This window comes from Ruegeria sp. CDSB013, assembly GCF_059611165.1.
Map to the genome: position 1 here is coordinate 48,547 of NZ_JBXWPA010000011.1, position 20,505 is coordinate 69,051.

Sequence of the window (20,505 nt, forward strand, 5' to 3'; positions counted from 1 at the left end):
CTTGAACACAAACGTCTTTGCGCCGTGGGAAGATCCACAGGCGAAACCATTGATCCAATTCCAGAATGTGACCAAGCGTTTTGGCGGATTCACGGCGATCGACAACCTGTCACTGGACATCTTCGAACAGGAATTCTTTGCTTTGCTCGGTCCATCCGGTTGCGGCAAAACGACCATGATGAGGATGCTGGCAGGGTTTGAAAAACCTACCGAAGGGCACATCATGCTGGGCGGGCAGGACATCGACCCGATCCCGCCAAACAAACGGGCTGTGAACATGATGTTCCAGTCCTACGCGCTGTTTCCTCACCTCAGCATCTGGGAGAACATTGCCTTCGGTTTGCGCCGGGACAACATGCCCAAGCGGGATCTTGAAGACCGCGTGGAAGAGATGTTGCGCCTGACCCGGCTTGAGCAATTCGCCCGCCGTAAACCGCACCAGATTTCTGGTGGCCAACGGCAGAGGGTCGCGCTGGCACGGTCACTGGCAAAAGCGCCAAAACTGCTGTTGCTGGACGAACCCTTGGGTGCGCTGGACAAAAAACTGCGGCAGGACACTCAGTTCGAACTGATGGACATTCAGGAAAAGACCGGCACCACCTTTGTGATCGTGACCCACGATCAGGAAGAGGCGATGACTGTTGCCAGCCGCGTCGCCGTGATGGATCAGGGCAAGCTAATGCAGGTATCGACGCCGGACAGGATCTATGAAAACCCCAACTCAGTCTATGTCGCTGACTTTATCGGGGATGTGAATATCATCGAAGGCCGGGCGACTGCGAACGGCGATGAAGCCTACCAAATCGACTGGGCCGAGGGGCAATCGCCGCTGACCGCAACCTCGTCGACAGAATTCTCGAACGGGCAAAGCTGCCATCTTGCGATCCGCCCCGAAAAGGTGACGATCTCGGCCGACCGCCCGGCGGATGCCATCAACGCGGTACAGGGTAAGGTGCTTGACATTGCCTATCTGGGCAATTTGTCCACCTATTACGTGGAACTGCCAAATGGCACGATCATCAGGGCGCAATCGGCCAACACGCGCCGAATCTCGCGCCGTTCGTTTACATGGGAAGACCCGGTCTGGCTGTCGTGGACGGCAACGGCTGCGGTTTTGTTGGCAAACTGATGCGCCGCGCCCTTCTGATCGCTGTTCCTTACGTCTGGCTGCTGGCCCTGTTTCTGATACCGTTTTTCATCGTTCTGAAGATTTCGCTGTCGGATGTCGAACTGGCGATCCCGCCATATACGCCGACACTGGATCTGTCGCAGGGTTGGTCCGGGATAACCGACTTTTTCAGCCAGTTGGATTTCGAAAACTTCGTCTGGCTGACCGAAGATGACCTTTACTGGAAAGCCTACCTGTCCAGCGTCAAGATCGCTCTGATCTCGACGGTTCTGACGTTGCTGGTGGGTTATCCGATTGCCTATGGAATGGCTCGTGCGCCAGCCGAATGGCGCCCGACGCTGATGATGCTGGTGATCCTGCCGTTCTGGACTTCGTTCCTGATCCGCGTTTACGCGTGGATGGGAATTCTCAGCAATGAAGGCTATCTGAACCAGATTCTGTTGTGGCTGGGTATCATTTCGACCCCGCTGACCATTTTGAACACCAACACTGCCGTCTACATCGGTATCGTCTACACCTATTTGCCCTTCATGATCCTGCCGATTTATTCGTCGTTGGAGCGCATGGATGAATCCCTGATCGAAGCAGCCGAAGATCTGGGCTGTTCCCGTCTGAAGGCGTTCTGGCTGGTGACTATACCGCTGTCGCGCCCCGGCATCATTGCCGGCTGTTTTCTGGTGATGATCCCGGTGATCGGTGAATTCGTGATCCCGTCGCTGTTAGGCGGGTCCAGCACGCTAATGATCGGCAAGGTGCTGTGGGAAGAGTTCTTCTCAAACCGCGATTGGCCGGTGGCCAGTGCCGTTGCCGTTGTGTTGTTGCTTATCCTCGTGATCCCGATTGTGCTGTTCCAGCGCAACCAGCAGAAACAGACGGAGGCCGAGCAATGAACAGGCTGAGTTGGTTCAACGCGGTGTCTCTGACACTGGGCTTTGCGTTCCTCTATATCCCGATGGTCATCCTGATCATCTTCAGCTTTAACGAAAGCAAGCTGGTCACAGTATGGGCAGGGTTCTCGACCAAATGGTACGGTGAGCTTGCCCAGAATGAGGCATTTCTGAACGCGGCCTGGGTGACAATACGGGTTGCGGTGTTCTCATCCACATTGGCCACGGTTCTTGGCACCGCTGCCGCATATGTTCTGGTCCGAGGCGGGCGGTTTTTTGGCAGGACACTGTTTTCCGGAATGATTTACGCGCCTCTGGTAATGCCCGAAGTGATCACCGGCCTGTCGTTGCTGCTGCTGTTTATCGGCATTGGGCTGGACAGGGGCATTCTGACCATCGTTCTGGCCCACACAACCTTTTCGATGTGCTTTGTGTCGGTCGTCGTGTCCTCGCGTCTTGTGACCTTTGACAAATCGCTGGAAGAGGCCGCTTTGGATCTGGGATGTTCGCCAGCGCAGGCGTTCCGTCTTGTGACACTGCCGATCATTGCGCCCGCGGTGATTTCAGGCTGGCTGCTGGCTTTTACCCTATCGCTGGACGATCTGGTTATCGCGTCCTTTACCTCGGGCCCGTCGGCGACAACGCTGCCGATCAAGATATTCTCGGCGGTGCGTCTGGGCGTCAGCCCCGAGATCAACGCGCTGTCTACCATCATGATTGCAGTCGTCACGGTTGGCGTTATCACCGCCTCGCTGGTGACGAAACGCGCAATGGTTCGGCAAAAGCAGGATGAACTTGCCGCTGCGCGCACCGAATGAAGCGTCTTTTTCCGGACTACACCTATGGGCCTGGACCCCGTCAGAACTGCTGGTGGGATCAGACAATTTCGGCACCTGATTGGCCGACCCATAAAGGTGATCTGAACGTTGACGTCGCAATCGTCGGCGGCGGTTTCACGGGGCTTTCGGCAGCCCTGCATCTGGCCGAGGCAGGTGTGAAAGTTGCGGTTCTTGAGGCCGCAACCCCGGGGTGGGGTGCCTCGGGCCGGAATGGCGGATTTTGCTGTCTCGGAGGGTCCAAGCTAAGCCATGGGTCTTTGGTCCGTGGGTTTGGCGCTGAGGCTGCGCAGTCCTACGAACAAGCGGAAGAAGATGCTGTTCAGCTTGTCGCAGATTTGCTGGAACAGCATCAGATCGACGCCGATACCCATTCGAAAGGGGAAACCCAACTGGCCCATTCGGTGCGGGCGATGGAAAAGCTACGTCGTAACGCAGAAGCATCAGGTGTCTTGCACGGTTCTGATGACCTGCAGCACCTGGGTCTGGGCGGTTCCTTTCATGGTGCCTATACAAATCCGGTTGGTTTCGCTCTTAACCCTCGAAAGTACCTGTTTGGCTTGGCAGGTGCGGCCCAGGCGCGGGGCGTACAGCTTTTCCAGAAATCGCCAGTTGAAACCATCAGGAAAGCTCAGGCCGGGTTCGATATTGAATCCGGATCAGGTCAAATCCGCGCCACGAATGTTCTGATTTGTACGAACGGATACTCCAGCGAGGATATGCCGCCCTGGTTGTCGGGACGATACATGCCCGCGCAATCCACGGTTCTGGTGACCCGGCCATTGTCAGACGCTGAGTTGCAAGCGCAGGGGTGGACTTCGGAGCAGATGTGTTATGACACCCGAAACCTGCTGCACTATTTCCGCCTGATGCCTGATCGGAGGTTCCTGTTCGGCATGCGCGGAGGGTTACAGTCGTCCCCTCGGGCCGAGGCCGCCATTCGCCGGACAATGCGTCGGGACTTTCAGGCCATGTTTCCAGAATGGAAAGATGTGGATGTGACCCATATGTGGTCCGGAATGGTGTGCCTGTCGCGCAAGCTGACGCCTTATGTCGGGCCGGTTCCCGATCAACCCGGAATGTTTGCCGCCTTTGCTTATCACGGGAACGGCGTTGCCATGGGGACGTATTGCGGGCGCGCCCTTGCCCGCCTGGTTTTGGATAAACAGACCGAGTTGCCCGCGCCGATTGCACAGCCGCCGGGACGGTTTCCTCTTGGGTTCTGGCGGCGCGCCTTGATGCCGCCCGCCTATGCTGCGATGGCAATCGCGGATCGGTTATCGCTCTAAAGCGCGGCGACTTCCAGTTCGAGCGTTTGGGCATAATCTGCAGCCCCGTTTTCGATGCGCCACAAACAGTAGGCAGCCATGCGCCATGCAAACCACGGGCGCAAATCCCGGTATCGCGCGACAGTTTCATCGTGACCATATGCTGCCAGAAACCGCTCTTCCTCGGTCACGCTCAGGGGTGCGCCGCGGTAAAGCCGTTGCATGGCTGGGGACAGGAACATCGCAATGTCCTCGCACGGATCGCCCCAAGCCGGGCACTGCCAGTCGATCAGGGTTATGCCGGTCGCCGCGACAAGGATGTTTCCGGCCACGGTATCGCCATGGATCAGGCATGTGTGTGCGGTCGCGGGCACATGGCCTTTGGGGCGCAGCTGCGCGAGCCGTGCTCGTGTATCAGAGGTGCAGACGCTTAGAATACGCTCGGCATGTTCAGCCAGGTCCCGACTGCCATTGCAGCCATCCGGCGCTTGGACCGAAACATCAAGCCTGTGTAGTTCACTCAGCAAACCAGCGACACTCTCAGGCCTTTCTTGCCACGGTGATCCGGGAGCGTGATCGTAGAACACCCAATGGCCTGTATCATGTGTTCCTGTCGCACGCAGGCGAGGAACAAATCCGGTTGGCTCAAGGGTGCGTAAGCATAGCGCTTCGAGTTCCGGGTCGTTGCGAAACAGCGGATTGCGCGGTGTTGCGCGATACAGCTTCAGAACCTTGTCACCGCTGCCACCCAGTACTTTCCAGACCTGATTTGTTCGCCCGCCATACAACGTTTGAAACTCTGCGCCGGGCTGAACAAAGTCACGGGCGCGCAGATCGTCGACCAGATCAGAAGGGGGGCGGGTTGGGGCAGGCAGGAGTTTCACCAATGCAGTTAGCGAGTCGAATCTGCCAAGGTTTGAACTGTCTTGCCCGGCAGATCAAGTTCCGGCTCTGACCCCGGTTACCGTCGTAGCAGCGACAACCTTCCCGCTTTCGAGGGTCAGCATAACCTGATTGTCCGTAACCTGAGCTTCGACAACTTCGCCATAGGTCTCTGCCAGCTGTGTCGATAACAGCTCGTCGCCATCATAACTTTCCAGTGTGGCCGAGTAACTCCCCGCCGCCAGAGGCTGCCCATCGCTTCCCTGACCAGTCCAAACCGTTCTATCGTCGGTCGTGGAAACAGCCACACGATCGACAACGGCTCCGTCACTGTCGCGGATGACTATGACCGCCTTGTCAGCATCTGGTGCGGGTGTGGCAAACAGCGTCAAAGGCTCGCCCTCATATTGGAAAGCCGCGGGCGCTCGCACGTCCATCCCGATCCATTTGCCGAGTTTGTCCAGATTTGCGCCACCCAGCGCCTGTCCAAGTGTCGCCAACAAATCATTTGTCTGAACCTGTTGTTCGACCATCGAGAATTGCGCCAGTTGCGATGCATATTCCGAGGCATCCAACGGTTTCAACGGGTCCTGATTCTGGGCCTGTACGGTCAGCATTGTCAGGAATGTCTCAAAGTCCGATGCCAGACCTGTTTGCTTTGACGCGTCTTGGGTTTGAACTGTGGCTGACGGTTGGGCGTTGGATTGGGTCGGGGTAATCAATTTCACAACCTCATGTCGATGCGGCCAACGGGGCCGGTTTTGGGAATGGGTGGCGCGTTTGAAGAGGAATCGGTGAGTTGCGCGGTCTCAGCAGGCGATCCTTCCTGGTGGCCGGCCTGATTCTGTTCGGCGTCTCCGGATGTCCCGAGGTCAAATGACAGATCGCCTAAGCCAAAATTTTTGAACTCTTCCTCCAACACCGCCAAATGACGGCGCATCATCTCGAGGGTTTCCGGGCGCTCGGCGGAAATTGTCAGATGCAATCCGTCATCGCGGCCGTTCAACATGATGGACACCCGCCCCAGTTCTTCGGGGTTCAGCGCGATTTCAACGGAACCGGATTTCGGCTGTGTGGTGATGACGGCAGCCATTTGCCCGGCGACGGCGCGCGCTGTCTCGGCCCGGGCAGTCTGTGCCATGGCTTGTGTAAAAGTTACCGGATCCCGCCCCGCCGAAACGGGCGAATCTGCCCTGAGGGCGTGAACGTCTTCGACCTCGTGAAATGCTGGCGCGTCAGTCTGAGCACGGGTTTTTTCCGGCGCGAACATCTGCAATTGAGCGATGCTTGGTGCGCGATCCGGGTTGGTCGTTTGTTGAGGTGCAAGATTGCTTTGCGGCGGATGTTGCGTTTCATGCCGGTGCCGCTCTGGATGAACGGTCCGGTCTGCGGTCTCTTTTCGGGATACGCCCACAGGTTGCAACGCAAAAGCCGCAAGGTCCACCTTTCCCCGCGCAGCAATTGGTTGTGACGCAGGGCTCAAAGCCGCGCTGTGCCGAAAATCCGGGGTGACTATGCGCGAATCATTGATGCCTGCATCCAGTCTATCGACCTTGTTGGATAGGCCGGTTTGCTCGGTTTCAGGCACTTTCGGACTGCGCGGGTCGGTTAACGCAGCTGACACGGGTGTTTCGGAGGGATCGCGTTTTGTGCCCACTTCAAGACGCGTGTCCAGAAGGGGTGTCCGCTCACTCTGGTTGAGATCAGCGGGCACTTCTGCATCTTCAAGCAAGACAGCCTCGTCCGTTTCAACGTCCACGTCCGGTTCTGCGCCTGTAAGAGCGGCTGCTTCTTCTTTGTTCTCACCTTTGTGTTGATTGAGCACGGCCTCAAACGTAGCGCCACTTTCATCCCCCTGCTCGGGATTGATTCCGTGGGGTTTGGCGGTTGCGGTTGGCGAGGATGACATCACTGAAAGAGGGTTGGGCATTATGCTCCGACTCCGGTTGTGTGACCGGAAACCTGCCTGCAGGAAGTTACGTTTATTTTAACTGCTTTCGCTTTTGATCGAAAAAGTTCGATGCAATTTTTGGAGAAAGCAATGAAGGTTTCCCCGCCTCTCTCCCCATCTCAACCCCCCGCCTATTCCCAGAAATTGCGGGAGGCGGCGATAGAACTAGAGGCTTCGTTTCTGAGTGAGATGTTGAAATCGGCCGGGCTGGGCAAAGCGCGCCAATCCTTTGGCGGCGGTGCGGGCGAAGATCAGTTTGCCTCATTTCTTGTTCAGCATCAGGCCCGTGCGCTGGCCAGATCCGGTGGCGTTGGCCTGTCCGAAACCCTGTTCCAATCCATGATGGAGAAAACCGATGCCAAAGACGTCTGAAACCGACCTAGTAAAATCACTCGAAGACGTTCTTGAGCTTGAGCGAAACGCGCTGGTGCAGGGCGATCTGGATTGTCTGCATCATACGGCTCCGGAAAAGGAAAAGCTGATTGGGGCACTCAATGATCTTGATGTCCTTGATAGTGATGAGCTGATCCGCCTGCAAAGAAAGGTCGAGCGGAATCAGGCGTTACTAAACAGCGCCGCCGAAGGGATTCGCGCGGTGGCCAACCGCATGGCCGAGTTACGGCGCGTGCGGCAGGAATTCAGCACCTATGGTGCGGACGGGCAGCGCAGCGAATTCGCCGTCCGCCATCAAGCCAAGCTGGAAAAACGGGCATAGATACGGGTTTAATTCAAATCCGAGGTTTCTGAATTCCGCGCTTTAGCACTCCGTTAGGGGATCGACGTCAAAGGTGTTCGGGCACCTGGACAAATCAGGTGGCGCGAACAGCCCGACGGCGGATCGCACCGATCAGAAAGACGTCAAAGCCCGCACCAGTGGCGGGATGAGCATGGGCGAAAAGGGCCCGAACGGAAAAGGAAGAAAGCTAATGTCCAGCATTCTGACAAACAATGGCGCCATGGTTGCGCTGCAAACTCTCAAGTCGGTCAACAAGGATCTTGGGGCAACGCGGAACGCGATCTCCACCGGTAAGGACGTTGCGACTGCGAAAGACAACTCGGCCGTCTGGGCGATTTCTAAGGTCATGGAATCGGATGTCAAAGGCTTCAACGCGATCAAAGACAGCTTGGCACTGGGTGAGTCCACCGTAGCGGTTGCGCGTAACGCGTCCGAAACGGTCACCGATCTGCTGTCTCAGATGAAAAGCAAGATCGTTGCAGCACAGGAAGACAACGTAGATCGCGACAAGATCAACGACGATGTCACCGCGTTAAAGGGCCAGATAAACTCGGTTGTTAACGCCGCGCAATTCAACGGCCTCAACCTGGTTAACGGCTCGGCGGGTTCCGCTTCGATCCTGGCGTCTCTTGACCGGGACAACTCTGGCAACGTGACCGCGTCGTCTATCACTGTTGCGGGTCAGGACCTTTCTACCGGCGGGTACACGGCGGCTCAGGTGTTTGACGGTTCGACCGGGTCTTCCACCGGCAACGACCGCGTTGGTGCGACGATTGACAACGGCACAACTTCGGCAACTGCGCTGGTAACGGATGAATCCAGTGGTGCGTTTGCTGCAGGTGACAAGGTTGTGTTGGCGATCGACGATCAGGTCGTATCCTACACGGTTTCTGCAACGGATGCTGCGGCCTCTACGACCGGTGATATCGTTGCAGTGGGTTTGAAGGCGAAAATTGATGAACTTGGTATCACGGGTCTGACTGTTGATTATGACTCGGGCACCGCGGGCACCTTGTCCGTTGCCAATGCCACCGGCACGGACATTTCGTTCTCGGCTCAGTATGTGAACGCGGGTTCAGGCGGTCTTGGCGCATTGACGGGCATTGATGTTTCAACCGGTGCAGGTGCTACGGCCGCGTTGGCCACAATCGAGACGCTGATTGACACATCGATCGATGCATCGGCGGCTTTTGGTTCTTCGCAAGGTCGGATCGAAACGCAGAAGGAGTTCATTTCGAACCTGGCGGATTCGTTCAAATCCGGAATCGGGTCATTGGTCGATGCGGATATGGAAGAAACCTCGGCACGTCTGCAGGCGCTTCAGGTTCAGCAACAGCTGGCAACCCAGTCGCTGTCGATCGCAAATCAGGCACCGCAGTCGATTCTGTCACTGTTCCGCTAAGTTAAGGAACATGGTCGGGGCGCGGCAACGCGCCCCGATACTGACCGCCAAGTGGCAGATTACCGGAAGGATATTAAGTGACCCCGCAAGCCCTCGCACAACGAGCATATGCACAGACCGCCGCGCCAACGCGCACCCCGCGCGATACGGAATACGAAGCGATTTCGAAAATCACGCGCAGGCTCAAGGCCGCCGCGGCCCGCCAAAAATCAGATTTCGGCGCGTTTGTGCAGGCTTTGCACGAAAACCGGCGACTGTGGACCGTTCTGGCCAGTGGCGTCACGGACTCTGACAATGCGCTGCCAAATGATCTGCGTGCGCGGATATTCTATCTGGCTGAATTCACCGAACAACACAGCAGCCAGGTATTGGGGAACAAAGCCTCGGTTGAGCCATTGTTGGAGATCAACATGGCGGTTCTGCGCGGTCTTCGCCAAATGGGGGCTACCTGATGGCAGGGTTGGTTTTGAAATTGGCGCCGAAAGAACGGGTTTTGATCAATGGTGTGGTCGTGGAAAATGGTGATCGCCGCAGTCGGTTTTCGATCATGACGCCTGAGGCGAACGTACTGCGCCTGCGGGATGCGATCCACCCGGACCAGGTGAACACTCCGGTTCGACGTGTCTGCTATGCTGCTCAGCTGGTGCTGTCTGGAGATATGGAACCCGATCAGGCACGCCAACAATTGTTGCGGCGCGTCGAAGAGCTGAGCCAGGTCTTCACCGACGCCGACAGTCGCCGGGTTCTGTCCGAGGCAACGCAAGCGCTTCTGGATCAGCAGTTTTACAAATGCCTTAAAGCCTTGCGCGCGCTGCTGCCCCGCGAAGAGCGCCTGATGGCCTACCAGTAATGACGTTCCAGCCGGTCATACCTTCAAGCGGCATTGTCGGCTGGCGATTCCTGCAGCGGACATATGACGCGCAGATCGACAGTTTTTCTTCGTCCCCTGTCAACAAAAGGGACAGTGAGTACTTTTTGGAGAAGATCAAAAAGGTCCAGACAGCAGAGGAATTGGTGTCCGATCGCCGGCTGTTGCAAGTTGCACTTGGCGCCTTTGGGTTGGAATCCGACTTGGACAATCGCTATTTCATCCAGAAGATCCTGTCCGACGGGACCAAGGCGCAGGATGCGTTGTCCAATCGTCTGTCCGACAAAAGGTACCGGCAGTTTTCCGAGGCGTTTGGGTTTGGGCCGGGCGAGGTGCGAAAAACCGGGCTGATCACCAACATGGAAGAGATTGCACGTGACAGTGTCGTGTCGCGATTTGAAATTGCTGTGGGTGAATCAGATGAAACGATGCGGATCGCTTTGTATGCGCAGCATGCTCTGGGGGAGCTGGCTCAAAAGGAAGGCAGCAAAGATACCAAGTGGTTTGATTTGATGAGCTTGCCTCCGCTGCGGCGGATGATGGAAAATGCTCTGGGGTTACCGTCCAGCTTTGGCCAGTTGAATATCGACAAGCAACTGGAAGTGTTCAAAGACAGGTTGTCAGGGCTGACCGGGTCCGATGATCTGGCCCAATTCGAGGATAAGGCCGCAATAGAGCGGCTGACAGATCAATTCCTTGCCCGTAGTAAAATCGCCCAGCTTGAAAGCGCGATTTCCCCGGCGCAGACTGCGCTAATCCTGCTTGGTGTCTAAGGCAAAAAAGTGCTTCGGACGCGCGACGACCACCAGAAGCATTGTCGGGTGGCCCTGATTGATTTGAACTGCGCGCTTTTTGTATCTTAAGCGTTCAGAACGGCATCTGCGGACGTTCTGAGAGCATAAGACTCGACCGGTTGCGAAACGTTATGCAGCTTGACGTCGCCAAGAGGCAGCGCATTGGCGCAGGCGGGCACAATATCGGCAGACACCACAATCCTGTGGTTTTTGGTTTTTCCATATTCACCCAGACGCGCAGCGATATTCGCGGCTTGTCCGATCACGGTAAAGTCCAGCCGTTCACGTGAACCGACATTGCCGTAGGTCACGCGCCCGTAGGCAACCCCGATTGAGCAATCACAATGGTTGTCGGAACCTGACTGGCGCAACTCTCCCAACTTTTCTACGATGTTGATGGCGCTTCGCTGCGCGTTCTCGCGGGCGTTTTTTGAATCCTCACCCGCTGGAAACACGGCAAGGACCGCGTCACCGATGAACTTCAGGACTTCGCCGCCGTTTTCATGCACAATGCCAGAAACGGTTTCAAAAAAGTCGTTTAGTAGATTTATGTAGTCGGCGCGCCCCAGTTTCTCTTCCAAGCTGGTCGAATTGCGCAGATCACAGAACATAATGGCGGCATCAATTTCATCCCCGTCACCGCGCCGGATCTCACCCCCTAAGACGCGCGCGCCCGAGCGTTTGCCAACATAGGTTTCAAGCAGGACCTGAGCGTTCTCGCGCTGCATGAAAACCTCATAAAACCGGGCGATGACCAGCGAGCATTCGAACACCAGCCCAAGGTTTTCCGTCGTGAAACCGTCCGGGTGATCGCAGGTCAGGGTCAGAACGTTGGTACGTCCATCCGAGAACGGCAACGGCATGGCGACATAGTCGGTCGCCCCTTTTTCACGCAGGTCCTCCATTATTGGAAAGCTATTGTGGGGATTTTCCGCGTTCAGCCGCTGTCGCACGCCGCCCAGCCCGTTCGACACATGACGTAATGGGCTGTTGATATAAGCCGGGTGGTCGTGGATTTCGTAGGTCGGAACATTGGTCGAAATCTCGGCCTCACCCTTTTCCCAGATGTAGTGCTTGCCCGCTATCAGCGGATGCAGGGACCATGTCAGGATGCTCAGGCGCTGGATGGCGATCCCATGCTCCAGCATTTTCTCGGCCAGCGCTTTGGTGAATGCCTCAGGCGTGTCATTCGCAGACGCCCCACGCATCAGCCAATCGATCAAAGGACCACTGATATTGCCGTCTTCGGGTTCCCGGAGCTGGTTATCGCCCAAATCTATCCGGGTATACGCGTTGGGCAAAAATCCGATATGCCCTTGAATGGCGGCGCTTTCTGGCAGGGCCTCCTCATAGGCCCAAACGGAATTGGCCAGTCGTTCACCATCAAGGATGACGTCGTGATAGGTCGCAGTGCCCTTGAAGGGGCAAAAGGTTTGCAGTTCGGTCTCGTCGCTGAGATCCACCAGCACGTCCTCGCGCGGGATGTAGATCGTCGGCGGCAGCCGCGTTTCATACATGACCTTGGCGTTGCTGCTTTCGGCTAAAAGGTCCTGGTCCCGGTAAATCGCAATTTTACCGCTTAACCGTTCGACCGAGATCCCATAGCCCTTTGGTCTTGCTGTGGCGTGGACGTTCATCATCATCCTCCCTGGCCCGGGGTCACTATAGGATGGGCCTTGTGAAGGGAATTTCCAAGGGGCGGTCTCGGCATTTTTATTGTTCGATAGCTGCGAAACCCCGTCGGATCAGACCATCTGGATCACGTCCTTTTCGATGGACAGCATATAGCCTTTCTTGGCGATGTTCTTGACCAGCAACTCGCTGACCATCTGATTGCCCAGGGCATCACGCAGTCTTTTGATCCGCGTGGCGCCGGCAGCTTCGTCACAGTCGGCGGCGCTTTTGCCCGAAATCACTGCTTCGATCTGAACGCCGGACAGGACCTCGTCATCCAGTCGGGATTCGGCAAGGACCGACAGGGTCTCCATCGCAGCTGGGGTCAGTTTGAAGTCCATATTATTCAGATATACGGTGTTTTCCTCGCGACTGATCAGCAGCGACGTGACCTGAATACCCGTGCGCTCGATCTGCGCCATCCGGCGGTTCAGCATCACCAGCATCACCAAAAAGACCAGCGCCGTCACAAGCATGGCGCTGGCAAAGACCAGCAATACGAAAATCACCATCCGATAGCTGGACAGGGTATCGGCAAAGGCGGTGCCGGACTGGGCCAGAATCTCAAGCAGCCGGATTTCCGTCTGCGACGTCAGGTCGCTTTCGACAAACAACCGCTCCACTCGCGCGTTGAAGGCGTTGGCGTCTGGCAGGGTCCAGAACAGGAAGACGGCGGCGGTTATCAGGATCAGGACGATTGCCGCTATACCTGCGCCGACCAATCGTGTGCCTGACCGCCTGGCCTCAGTAACGGAGATAGAATTGTCCGGCATTGGCCTTCCTTTTATCCAATCCTTCCGGCCCAAAGACAGACATGACGTTCAACAAGGTCCAGCCCGACGCGCTAAGGCGTTGCGCGACTTCTTGTTGGGCCTGGCCTTTGTCACAGGCCGAAACCTGCATCACGCCATAATGCAGCCGCAGGGGGTTGTCCTGCTTGGCCTTGTAGTCCGCATAGCACTCTGCCGACGCGGCGGTACCTAGCGATATCAGGGCCGCAACGGCCAGAGAAGAGAGGATCGGTTTCATAGGCTGCATCCTGCGCATGGGTTTGCACGATATTCAATAACCTAAGGGGTTTGAGGGGCGTGATATCGGATAACAATCACCCGTTATTGCTTGTCTGAAGGGGGCGGACCCAGTGTTGGGGCATCACGTTTGCGGTCCGTGTCGGATCGCCCCGAAACACCAGGAAGGACACGCATCATGCACCGGAAGTTCATCGCTCTTATCGTTGCCACTGCCATTGCCATCACCGGCGTCTCAGCCTCGCAGGCGCGGGCTGCGGATGCCAAGGACATCCTTGGCGGGCTTGCCGCTATTGCGATCATCGGGGCAGGGGTCCACTACTATAACCAAGAAAAACGCAAGAACCGGACCAGAACAACGCGTCAACAGACCTACACACCCCAACCTTATGTAGCGCAGCCTAGCTACCCGGTACGCCCCCTGCCGCAGCATGTGGCGCGGTATGATCTGCCGCAGCAATGTCTGCGCACATTCAATACGTATTCGAACAATCATCCGCTTCTGGCGCCGAAGTGCCTCAAGAAGCACTACAAACATGCCAATAGCCTGCCGCAAGAGTGCAAGGTCGGATTCTGGAACGGCAATAAGGTGAAGCGGGCATATGAACCCGCATGCCTGCGCCAGAAGGGATACCGCGTCGTTTACAAGTAATCACTTTCGAGCAGGAGCGGCGCCACAGAAGCGCCGCGCAGGAGAGGGTGGCGCAAGCCGCCCTCTCTTTTTTGTCTTGCGGTGGGGCGCGAAACGCGGTTTTCGGTTGGTATGACAACGCCAGATTATTCGATTGAACAGGCGGCAGTGGCGCAAGGATATCTGCGCATTGCCGGTGTGGATGAGGTGGGCCGGGGACCATTGGCCGGGCCTGTGGTTGCCGCGGCAGTGATCCTGAACCCCGAAGATATTCCCGAGGGGCTGAACGATTCCAAGAAACTGACGGCGAAACGACGGGCTGTTTTGGATATCGCGGTTCGCGACCGCGCGGAATTCGCCATTGCCGATGCTTCGGTTGCCGAGATTGACGAACACAACATCTTGCGTGCCTCGCATCTGGCGATGGAACGAGCGGTTGCGGCCCTTGATCCTCCGCCGGACTATCTGCTGATTGACGGAAACATGATCCCGCTGGGTTTGACGATCCCGGCGCAGGCGGTGGTCAAAGGGGATGCGCATTCCGTGTCGATTGCGGCGGCTTCTATCATTGCCAAAAACTGGCGCGATCAACTGATGGTGGATTTGGCGCAACAGCATCCCGGCTATGGGTGGGAGAAGAATGCAGGCTATCCGTCAAAACAACACAAGGAAGCGCTGCAAAATCTTGGTGTGACCCCACATCATAGGCGTTCATTCAAGCCGGTACACAATATCTTGTATCAAGAGCAAATCGTAAGCCGCTGATTCAAAAAAGAAATTGACGGCGAATCGACTTTGACTCATCCTTGTCTCAACCAAATGAGCGCAAAAGCGCCGTGGATACTTGAGGCAGTAAAATGACAACAACCACCAAAAAGGGCGTGAAAACGCTCCCTTTAAACACGATTCTATCTGGCGACTGCATCGATGTGATGAACAGTCTGCCTGCGGAGTCGGTTGACCTGATTTTCGCGGATCCGCCGTATAATCTTCAACTCAAAGGCCAGCTGCATCGCCCCGATAACAGCCAGGTTGATGCGGTTGACGATCACTGGGATCAGTTTTCAAGCTTTGGTGTTTATGACCAGTTCACCCGCGAATGGCTGAAAGCGGCGCATCGTCTGCTCAAGCCCAATGGCGCGATTTGGGTGATTGGGTCCTACCACAACATCTTCCGCGTAGGCACTGCACTGCAAGACGCCGGATACTGGATTCTGAACGATGTTGTCTGGCGCAAATCGAACCCGATGCCGAATTTCCGTGGCAAGCGGTTTACCAATGCGCATGAGACGATGATTTGGGCCTCCAAGCGTGAGGGTGCTAAGTACACGTTCAATTATGAAGCGCTGAAGGCGCTGAACGAGGGCGTACAGATGCGCAGCGACTGGGTTCTGCCGATCTGCACCGGGCACGAGCGTCTTAAGGATGAAAACGGCGACAAAGCACACCCGACGCAAAAGCCGGAATCGCTGCTGCACCGTGTCCTGATCGGGTCGACCAACCCGGGCGATGTTATTCTGGATCCGTTCTTTGGGACGGGTACCACTGGTGCCGTCGCCAAGATGCTGGGTCGCGAATTCATCGGGATTGAGCGCGAGGAAAGCTATCGCAAGGTTGCCGAGAAGCGTATCTCGAAAGTCCGCAAATTCGACCGGGAAGCGCTGGAAGTCAGCGCAAGCAAACGCGCCGAGCCCCGTGTGCCCTTCGGCCAGCTGGTCGAACGCGGCATGCTGCGCCCGGGTGAAGAACTTTATTCCATGAATCAACGCCACAAGGCCAAGGTTCGGGCTGACGGGACGCTGGTGGGCGACAACGTCAAAGGCTCGATCCACCAGGTCGGGGCGCATCTGGAAAACGCGCCCTCATGCAATGGCTGGACCTATTGGTGCTTCAAACGCGATGGCAAAACGGTGCCGATCGACGTTTTGCGTCAGCAGATCCGGTCCGAGATGCACAACTGATTTCAAGAATACCGCCGGTGCCTGTGGCCTGACACAAGGCACTACGCCTTGCCCCGCCGATCTCGGCGGGGTCTTTTGTTTTATTCTTCATTCAGTTCCGATATGAGATTCCTTGTCCTGCTGCTCACGGAAGGAACCTTGGCAATGTCGGATACCACAGCCAGCGAAACCCGATTTGGGCGGTTTTTTGTGACACAGCCAGACAAATATGATCTGGACAACAAGTACACCGAGGCTGCGCTGGAACGGCACAAGCGCGAAGGGTTGGAACTGGCTGTCCGCGCCCGCTGGGTAGCGATGGGCCTGACTGGCATTTTGTTGATCTACCTGAACCCCCATTGGGACGTTCTGTGGTATCACTTCATCCTGTTATTGATTTGCGCCAATGGTTGGTTGATCCGGCGGGCTGGCAGCGTGGGCCAGTCACGGGTCGAGCTTTTGCTGATCTTCGTCGACTTGCTGATCATGACTTTGGGGATGATCGTGCCGAACCCGTTCAGCGATGATGTTCGACCGCTGGCAATGCAATACCGGTTCGACAACTTCCAGTATTTCTTCATCATTCTGGCCGCGGGAACTCTGGCCTATTCGTGGCGCACGGTCGTGGCAATCGGCACGTGGACGGCGACGATGTGGACGGTAGGCTGGATCATCGCCTGGTGGGTCGCTACGCCAATTCCGGGCATCAGTGAGCGCATGTTCGAGGCATTGGCCGGGTATCCGGATGTTGCGGAGTTGCTGGACCCCAACAGTTTCATGGTCCCTCAGCGTATTCAGCAGGTGATCGTATTCCTGATGGTCGCGGTTACGCTTGGTATCTCGATGCGGCGGCTCAATCGATTGTTGATGACAAATGCCGGGCTTGAGAGGGAGCGTGCAAACCTGTCGCGATATTTCTCTCCGAACGTCGTGGACGAACTCAGCCAGAATGATGAGCCGCTCAAGCAGGTTCGCAAAGAAGACATCGCCGTTTTGTTCATCGACATCGTGGGGTTTACCAAATTCGCTGCCGGGCGCGACCCCTATGAAGTCATTGAAGTTTTGCGCGGGTTTCACGCCCGAATGGAAACCGAAGTGTTTCGCCATCATGGCACGTTGGACAAATATCTGGGGGACGGATTGATGGCGACCTTCGGCACACCGGTACCGACCCCATTGGATGCCAGCAACGCGGTCGCCTGTGCCCGTGATATGGTGGGCGTGATCGATCGTTGGAACATTGAACGGCGGCGCGCGGGCGAGCCCGAGATTCACGTGGGGATCGGTGTTCACTACGGCTCGGTGGTATTGGGAGATATCGGAGCGAACCGACTGGAATTTGCGGTTATCGGGGATGCGGTGAATGTCTCCGCCAAGCTCGAAGCGATGACGCGCGACCTTGGTGTCCGCGTGGTGCTGAGTGACGCGGTCCGGGCGCAGGTGATGCAGGAGGGCAATAACGCCGCCGACCTGACAGCAGGTTTCGTGAAGCATGAAAACCAGCCAGTCCGCGGGGTGCAGGGCACTATGGATCTCTGGGCGCAGTAGAACGGGCAGCTCCCGCCGATCGGACACGCATCAGAGATGCGCGTCATTCTGTTGGGCCGGGCAGCGCGCGGGCGCGCGCTGCGGTCACGAACGCGGCAACGGGTTGAGAGATCTGTTGTACGGTTTCCAATCGGTGACTTCGGGATAATATTGACGCCGCCAGGCCCGAACGCGGGGGTTCATGATGCGCCGCCAAAGCGGTGGGACCATCGCAGTGATGGTCATAACCGGATAGCCAAAGGGAAGTTGCGGGGCCGCATCTTCCGAATGATGCTGCAGCAGCGGAAAGCGCCGGTTGGGTTTGTAGTGATGGTCCGAGTGACGCTGCAGGTTGATCAGCAGCCAGTTCGACGCTTTTTGCGAGGCGTTCCACGAATGGCGCGGCTGGACATGCTCATACTTGCCATCGCCAAGATGTTTGCGGGTCAGGCCGTAGTGTTCGACGTAGTTCACCAGTTCCAGCTGCCATATGGCGACGCCTGCTTGTAGAAGGAACAGGGCAACGCCTGACCATCCCCCGACCACGAAAGCCAACGCCAGCATACCCGCCTGAAGCGCCCAATAGCGCCAGAACGGGTTCGCGAGGTCGGTCCATTGACGTTGCTTGCGCGCGAGCTTGTCCCGTTCTGCGTGGAAGGCGGACGCAAGGCACTGCCACAGAACGCGTGGATAGAAGCGGTGAAACCCTTCATTATAACGCGCAGTGACCGGATCGCGTGGTGTTCCGACATAGCGGTGGTGGACCAGCAGGTGTTCTGACCGGAAATGAGAATACAGCACCATGGCCAGTAGAATATCACCCAGCCAACGTTCTGACCGCCCTTTCTGGTGCATCAGTTCATGGCTGTAGTTGATCCCGATGGTGCCCGAGATCACACCCATCCCGAAGAACAATCCAATCTTGCTAAAAACAGACAGGTGATCGGTATGAGTGGCGTACCAGAGCAACCCAAACAGCGTAAGAAACTGAACCGGGGCCCATGCCTTGGTCAGCAGAATGTACCATTTGAGACCGCCGTCCGGCGTGGCCGGATCGGCATTTTCAAGGTTCAGCCCCGTTAACCGATCCAGAACTGCAAACGCCCACCAAGTCGAAAGAGGCACAAGCAAGACCCACCAGCCTCCGGCAACGGCGGTAAGCCAGATGACGGGGATCAGCAGGAAGGACACCCAGAAGGGCAATGCCGCTTGCCAGCGTGACAGACTGTCTGATGCGATCATCGCTTCGCTCCGAGAAACTGTGGGCAGACTAGCCCCACCCGGCAATGCCACACAATGGGTTACGTAGAGCGCCAGAGGTCATACGCTTTGCGCATAACAGTAGGTAGGTCACTGGGGCGGAAAGCGTGTTTGTCCATGACAATCAGATCGTCATGCGACCAGCCGACCGGCAGCGTGGTCGTCCAGATCCGCAGGATCAGGTGGAAGTGGGTAAAGGTGTGGCGTACCTCACCCGGCAGCACCTGCCATTCGCACGGAAAGGGCGGTGCCTCGGCCGGGCCGTCTGACCATTCTGACCCCGGCCAGCCCAGCATACCACCCAGCAGCCCCTTGTCGGGACGACGTTCCATCAGAAAGGCTCCGTTATCGCCTTGGGCTATATAGACATGGCCGTATCGCGTGGGTTTGGGCTTTTTTGGTGTCTTGCGTGGCAAATCGGATTGCGTTCCAGCGGCGCGAGCGGCGCAGGCGGCTTGCACCGGGCAGATACCGCAGGCCGGAGATTTTGGTGTACAGATTGTTGCCCCCAAGTCCATGACTGCCTGCGCATAGTCACCCGGTCGGGTGATAGGCGTAAGCGCAGCCGCATGCTTTTTCAGTTGCGGTTTTGAACCGGGCAAAGGGTCGTGGATGTCATAGAGGCGGGCCATAACCCGTTCCACGTTGCCGTCTAACACGGTTTCGGGTCGGTCGAAGGCGATGGCGGAAATTGCAGCGGCGGTGTAGGGACCGATCCCCGGCAAATTGAGGAGCGCGTCGTAGGTATCGGGGAACGTTCCACCATGCTGTTCGACCACGACCCGGGCGCATTTCAACAAATTGCGGGCGCGAGCATAGTAGCCAAGCCCGGCCCATTCCCCCATGACCTGATCGTCGGGCGCCGCCGCCAGCGCTTCGACAGTTGGCCAGCGGGTAGTGAATCGCACGAAATAGTCGCGCACAGCCGCAACAGTGGTCTGCTGCAGCATGACCTCGGACAACCATATGCGGTAGGGGTCGGGCATCACGCCCGCAGCCCGATCGGCTGGGGCTACGCGCCAAGGCATCTCGCGGGCATGGCGGTCGTACCAATCCAGTAGCGCACTGCTCACGTCAAATTCACCAGAGTCACGCAAGTTTTATCTATCTCCTTGTCGGGTTTCGCTGGCGCCTGTTGTTCTGCCCTTTACAATAGCGGCGCAGGAGTTGGAAACCAGATGCAGCGCAGACGTTCTTCGACCCGCGGGTTCAAACGCACCGCGACATTGCTGAACGACCAGATCAGGCACGCCGGTGAGAGCCGGGGCTTTGCCGTATCACGCCTGCTGACCCATTGGTCCGAGATCGTTGGACAGGATATGGCCGCTATCGCGCGACCGGTAAAAGTGGGTTACGGGAAGGGTGGCATTGGTGCCACGCTAACGGTTCTGACCACCGGACCGCAGGCCCCGATGCTGGAGATGCAGAAGGAACAATTGCGCGGCAAGGTGAACGCGGTCTATGGCTATAATGCCATCAGCCGGGTGCGCATCACCCAGACCGCTCCGACAGGATTTGCCGAGGGGCAGGCCAGTTTCGACCACAAGCCGAAACAAGCTAAACCCAAGATCGAACCAGAAATAGCAGCCGAGGCAGACCGCGCTGCGCAAGAAGTTCACGATGGTGATCTGCGCGCAGCTCTTGAACGTCTGGGCCGTAACGTTTTATCCAAGCAAAAACGCTGAGAAAGGG

At 57.0% G+C, this 20,505-nt stretch carries 23 protein-coding genes; 15 read left to right on the forward strand and 8 right to left on the reverse strand.

All coding sequences use genetic code 11. From position 1 onward, the window contains the following. Position 1 precedes the first annotated feature (1 nt). From AC2FJF_RS17610 to AC2FJF_RS17625, 4 genes are read left to right on the forward strand one after another with little or no spacing between them, the layout of a single operon-like run. Positions 2–1,129, forward strand: coding sequence for an ABC transporter ATP-binding protein (locus tag AC2FJF_RS17610; protein WP_496726531.1), 1,128 nt, complete (start codon positions 2–4; stop codon positions 1,127–1,129). Beyond that, positions 1,129–2,019 (forward strand): ABC transporter permease subunit, encoded by an 891-nt coding sequence (locus AC2FJF_RS17615; protein ID WP_108861206.1) that lies wholly within the window; start codon positions 1,129–1,131, stop codon positions 2,017–2,019. Before AC2FJF_RS17610 ends, AC2FJF_RS17615 begins: the two co-directional genes overlap by 1 nt. Further along, positions 2,016–2,834 (forward strand): ABC transporter permease, encoded by an 819-nt coding sequence (locus AC2FJF_RS17620; protein ID WP_058272596.1) that lies wholly within the window; start codon positions 2,016–2,018, stop codon positions 2,832–2,834. The genes AC2FJF_RS17615 and AC2FJF_RS17620 overlap by 4 nt, the downstream gene beginning before the upstream one ends. After that, positions 2,831–4,141: an NAD(P)/FAD-dependent oxidoreductase gene (locus tag AC2FJF_RS17625; RefSeq protein WP_496726532.1), complete on the forward strand. Its 1,311-nt coding sequence runs from the start codon at positions 2,831–2,833 to the stop codon at positions 4,139–4,141. Before AC2FJF_RS17620 ends, AC2FJF_RS17625 begins: the two co-directional genes overlap by 4 nt. On the opposite strand, the gene AC2FJF_RS17630 is transcribed toward AC2FJF_RS17625, so the two are convergent. Genes AC2FJF_RS17630 through AC2FJF_RS17640 form a run of 3 tightly spaced genes read right to left on the reverse strand, consistent with a single transcriptional unit; the run spans position 4,138 to position 6,932 of the window. After that, entirely contained in the window at positions 4,138–5,004 is an 867-nt protein-coding gene (locus AC2FJF_RS17630) for a phosphotransferase (protein WP_496726533.1), read from the reverse strand. The genes AC2FJF_RS17625 and AC2FJF_RS17630 overlap by 4 nt on opposite strands. Positions 5,005–5,058: 54 nt before the next feature. After that, positions 5,059–5,730, reverse strand: a complete 672-nt coding sequence (locus AC2FJF_RS17635; protein ID WP_496726534.1) for a flagellar hook capping FlgD N-terminal domain-containing protein — start codon at positions 5,728–5,730, stop codon at positions 5,059–5,061. Then, entirely contained in the window at positions 5,727–6,932 is a 1,206-nt protein-coding gene (locus AC2FJF_RS17640; RefSeq protein ID WP_496726535.1) for a flagellar hook-length control protein FliK, read from the reverse strand. Before AC2FJF_RS17640 ends, AC2FJF_RS17635 begins: the two co-directional genes overlap by 4 nt. Positions 6,933–7,043: 111 nt before the next feature. Between AC2FJF_RS17640 and AC2FJF_RS17645 the strand changes: the two genes are divergently transcribed. From AC2FJF_RS17645 to AC2FJF_RS17670, 6 genes are all read left to right on the forward strand, one after another. Then, complete coding sequence (locus AC2FJF_RS17645; RefSeq protein WP_496726536.1) at positions 7,044–7,325, forward strand: rod-binding protein; 282 nt, start codon at positions 7,044–7,046, stop codon at positions 7,323–7,325. Beyond that, positions 7,309–7,668, forward strand: a complete 360-nt coding sequence (locus AC2FJF_RS17650; protein WP_496726537.1) for a flagellar biosynthesis protein FlgN — start codon at positions 7,309–7,311, stop codon at positions 7,666–7,668. The genes AC2FJF_RS17645 and AC2FJF_RS17650 overlap by 17 nt, the downstream gene beginning before the upstream one ends. Before the next feature lie 211 nt (positions 7,669–7,879). After that, positions 7,880–9,091: a flagellin N-terminal helical domain-containing protein gene (locus AC2FJF_RS17655; protein ID WP_170417286.1), complete on the forward strand. Its 1,212-nt coding sequence runs from the start codon at positions 7,880–7,882 to the stop codon at positions 9,089–9,091. A gap of 77 nt (positions 9,092–9,168) precedes the next feature. Beyond that, a complete protein-coding gene (gene flaF, locus AC2FJF_RS17660) occupies positions 9,169–9,543 on the forward strand; it encodes a flagellar biosynthesis regulator FlaF (protein WP_496726538.1) in 375 nt (124 codons plus the stop codon). Further along, complete coding sequence (gene flbT / locus AC2FJF_RS17665; protein WP_109310643.1) at positions 9,543–9,941, forward strand: flagellar biosynthesis repressor FlbT; 399 nt, start codon at positions 9,543–9,545, stop codon at positions 9,939–9,941. Before flaF ends, flbT begins: the two co-directional genes overlap by 1 nt. Further along, positions 9,941–10,732: a DUF1217 domain-containing protein gene (locus AC2FJF_RS17670; protein ID WP_496726539.1), complete on the forward strand. Its 792-nt coding sequence runs from the start codon at positions 9,941–9,943 to the stop codon at positions 10,730–10,732. Before flbT ends, AC2FJF_RS17670 begins: the two co-directional genes overlap by 1 nt. An 86-nt stretch (positions 10,733–10,818) precedes the next feature. Here the strand turns inward: AC2FJF_RS17670 and AC2FJF_RS17675 are convergent, their stop codons facing one another. The 3 genes from AC2FJF_RS17675 to AC2FJF_RS17685 all read right to left on the reverse strand — a co-directional run bounded on the left by AC2FJF_RS17675 (position 10,819) and on the right by AC2FJF_RS17685 (position 13,456). Further along, positions 10,819–12,390, reverse strand: coding sequence for a DUF427 domain-containing protein (locus AC2FJF_RS17675; protein ID WP_496726540.1), 1,572 nt, complete (start codon positions 12,388–12,390; stop codon positions 10,819–10,821). Between the two features lie 108 nt (positions 12,391–12,498). Continuing rightward, the gene (locus AC2FJF_RS17680; protein ID WP_058279725.1) at positions 12,499–13,200 is read right to left on the reverse strand and encodes a winged helix-turn-helix domain-containing protein; all 702 of its coding nucleotides are present in this window, start codon (positions 13,198–13,200) and stop codon (positions 12,499–12,501) included. Further along, positions 13,172–13,456: a hypothetical protein gene (locus AC2FJF_RS17685; RefSeq protein ID WP_496726541.1), complete on the reverse strand. Its 285-nt coding sequence runs from the start codon at positions 13,454–13,456 to the stop codon at positions 13,172–13,174. The genes AC2FJF_RS17680 and AC2FJF_RS17685 overlap by 29 nt, the downstream gene beginning before the upstream one ends. A gap of 177 nt (positions 13,457–13,633) precedes the next feature. On the opposite strand from AC2FJF_RS17685, the gene AC2FJF_RS17690 reads away from it, so the two are divergent. The 4 genes from AC2FJF_RS17690 to AC2FJF_RS17705 all read left to right on the forward strand — a co-directional run bounded on the left by AC2FJF_RS17690 (position 13,634) and on the right by AC2FJF_RS17705 (position 17,574). Then, positions 13,634–14,107: a hypothetical protein gene (locus AC2FJF_RS17690; RefSeq protein WP_496726542.1), complete on the forward strand. Its 474-nt coding sequence runs from the start codon at positions 13,634–13,636 to the stop codon at positions 14,105–14,107. A gap of 111 nt (positions 14,108–14,218) precedes the next feature. Then, the gene (rnhB, locus tag AC2FJF_RS17695) at positions 14,219–14,851 is read left to right on the forward strand and encodes a ribonuclease HII (protein WP_496726543.1); all 633 of its coding nucleotides are present in this window, start codon (positions 14,219–14,221) and stop codon (positions 14,849–14,851) included. A gap of 92 nt (positions 14,852–14,943) precedes the next feature. Next, the gene (locus AC2FJF_RS17700) at positions 14,944–16,047 is read left to right on the forward strand and encodes a site-specific DNA-methyltransferase (RefSeq protein ID WP_496726544.1); all 1,104 of its coding nucleotides are present in this window, start codon (positions 14,944–14,946) and stop codon (positions 16,045–16,047) included. Between the two features lie 144 nt (positions 16,048–16,191). Next, positions 16,192–17,574 (forward strand): adenylate/guanylate cyclase domain-containing protein, encoded by a 1,383-nt coding sequence (locus AC2FJF_RS17705; RefSeq protein ID WP_496726545.1) that lies wholly within the window; start codon positions 16,192–16,194, stop codon positions 17,572–17,574. An 84-nt stretch (positions 17,575–17,658) separates the two neighbouring features. On the opposite strand, the gene AC2FJF_RS17710 is transcribed toward AC2FJF_RS17705, so the two are convergent. Both AC2FJF_RS17710 and mutY read right to left on the reverse strand, forming a co-directional pair. Further along, the gene (locus tag AC2FJF_RS17710) at positions 17,659–18,795 is read right to left on the reverse strand and encodes an alkane 1-monooxygenase (protein WP_496726547.1); all 1,137 of its coding nucleotides are present in this window, start codon (positions 18,793–18,795) and stop codon (positions 17,659–17,661) included. Between the two features lie 59 nt (positions 18,796–18,854). Beyond that, positions 18,855–19,910 carry an A/G-specific adenine glycosylase gene (mutY, locus tag AC2FJF_RS17715; RefSeq protein WP_496726548.1) on the reverse strand — a complete coding sequence of 352 codons (1,056 nt, stop codon included), beginning with the start codon at positions 19,908–19,910 and terminating at the stop codon, positions 18,855–18,857. A gap of 81 nt (positions 19,911–19,991) precedes the next feature. On the opposite strand from mutY, the gene AC2FJF_RS17720 reads away from it, so the two are divergent. After that, entirely contained in the window at positions 19,992–20,498 is a 507-nt protein-coding gene (locus AC2FJF_RS17720) for a DUF721 domain-containing protein (RefSeq protein ID WP_496726549.1), read from the forward strand. Positions 20,499–20,505 lie beyond the last annotated feature (7 nt).

What these genes read in the sequence shown, in the direction of transcription:
- AC2FJF_RS17705 (WP_496726545.1), top strand. Translation starts at nt 16,192, where the DNA reads ATGTCGGATACCACAGCCAGCGAAACCCGATTTGGGCGGTTTTTTGTG.
- AC2FJF_RS17710 (WP_496726547.1), bottom strand. Translation starts at nt 18,795, where the DNA reads ATGATCGCATCAGACAGTCTGTCACGCTGGCAAGCGGCATTGCCCTTC.
- AC2FJF_RS17620 (WP_058272596.1), top strand. Translation starts at nt 2,016, where the DNA reads ATGAACAGGCTGAGTTGGTTCAACGCGGTGTCTCTGACACTGGGCTTT.
- AC2FJF_RS17650 (WP_496726537.1), top strand. Translation starts at nt 7,309, where the DNA reads ATGCCAAAGACGTCTGAAACCGACCTAGTAAAATCACTCGAAGACGTT.
- AC2FJF_RS17700 (WP_496726544.1), top strand. Translation starts at nt 14,944, where the DNA reads ATGACAACAACCACCAAAAAGGGCGTGAAAACGCTCCCTTTAAACACG.
- AC2FJF_RS17615 (WP_108861206.1), top strand. Translation starts at nt 1,129, where the DNA reads ATGCGCCGCGCCCTTCTGATCGCTGTTCCTTACGTCTGGCTGCTGGCC.
- AC2FJF_RS17625 (WP_496726532.1), top strand. Translation starts at nt 2,831, where the DNA reads ATGAAGCGTCTTTTTCCGGACTACACCTATGGGCCTGGACCCCGTCAG.
- AC2FJF_RS17680 (WP_058279725.1), bottom strand. Translation starts at nt 13,200, where the DNA reads ATGCCGGACAATTCTATCTCCGTTACTGAGGCCAGGCGGTCAGGCACA.
- AC2FJF_RS17690 (WP_496726542.1), top strand. Translation starts at nt 13,634, where the DNA reads ATGCACCGGAAGTTCATCGCTCTTATCGTTGCCACTGCCATTGCCATC.
- AC2FJF_RS17675 (WP_496726540.1), bottom strand. Translation starts at nt 12,390, where the DNA reads ATGAACGTCCACGCCACAGCAAGACCAAAGGGCTATGGGATCTCGGTC.
- AC2FJF_RS17720 (WP_496726549.1), top strand. Translation starts at nt 19,992, where the DNA reads ATGCAGCGCAGACGTTCTTCGACCCGCGGGTTCAAACGCACCGCGACA.
- AC2FJF_RS17685 (WP_496726541.1), bottom strand. Translation starts at nt 13,456, where the DNA reads ATGAAACCGATCCTCTCTTCTCTGGCCGTTGCGGCCCTGATATCGCTA.
- flbT (WP_109310643.1), top strand. Translation starts at nt 9,543, where the DNA reads ATGGCAGGGTTGGTTTTGAAATTGGCGCCGAAAGAACGGGTTTTGATC.
- AC2FJF_RS17640 (WP_496726535.1), bottom strand. Translation starts at nt 6,932, where the DNA reads ATGCCCAACCCTCTTTCAGTGATGTCATCCTCGCCAACCGCAACCGCC.
- rnhB (WP_496726543.1), top strand. Translation starts at nt 14,219, where the DNA reads ATGACAACGCCAGATTATTCGATTGAACAGGCGGCAGTGGCGCAAGGA.
- AC2FJF_RS17645 (WP_496726536.1), top strand. Translation starts at nt 7,044, where the DNA reads ATGAAGGTTTCCCCGCCTCTCTCCCCATCTCAACCCCCCGCCTATTCC.
- AC2FJF_RS17670 (WP_496726539.1), top strand. Translation starts at nt 9,941, where the DNA reads ATGACGTTCCAGCCGGTCATACCTTCAAGCGGCATTGTCGGCTGGCGA.
- AC2FJF_RS17655 (WP_170417286.1), top strand. Translation starts at nt 7,880, where the DNA reads ATGTCCAGCATTCTGACAAACAATGGCGCCATGGTTGCGCTGCAAACT.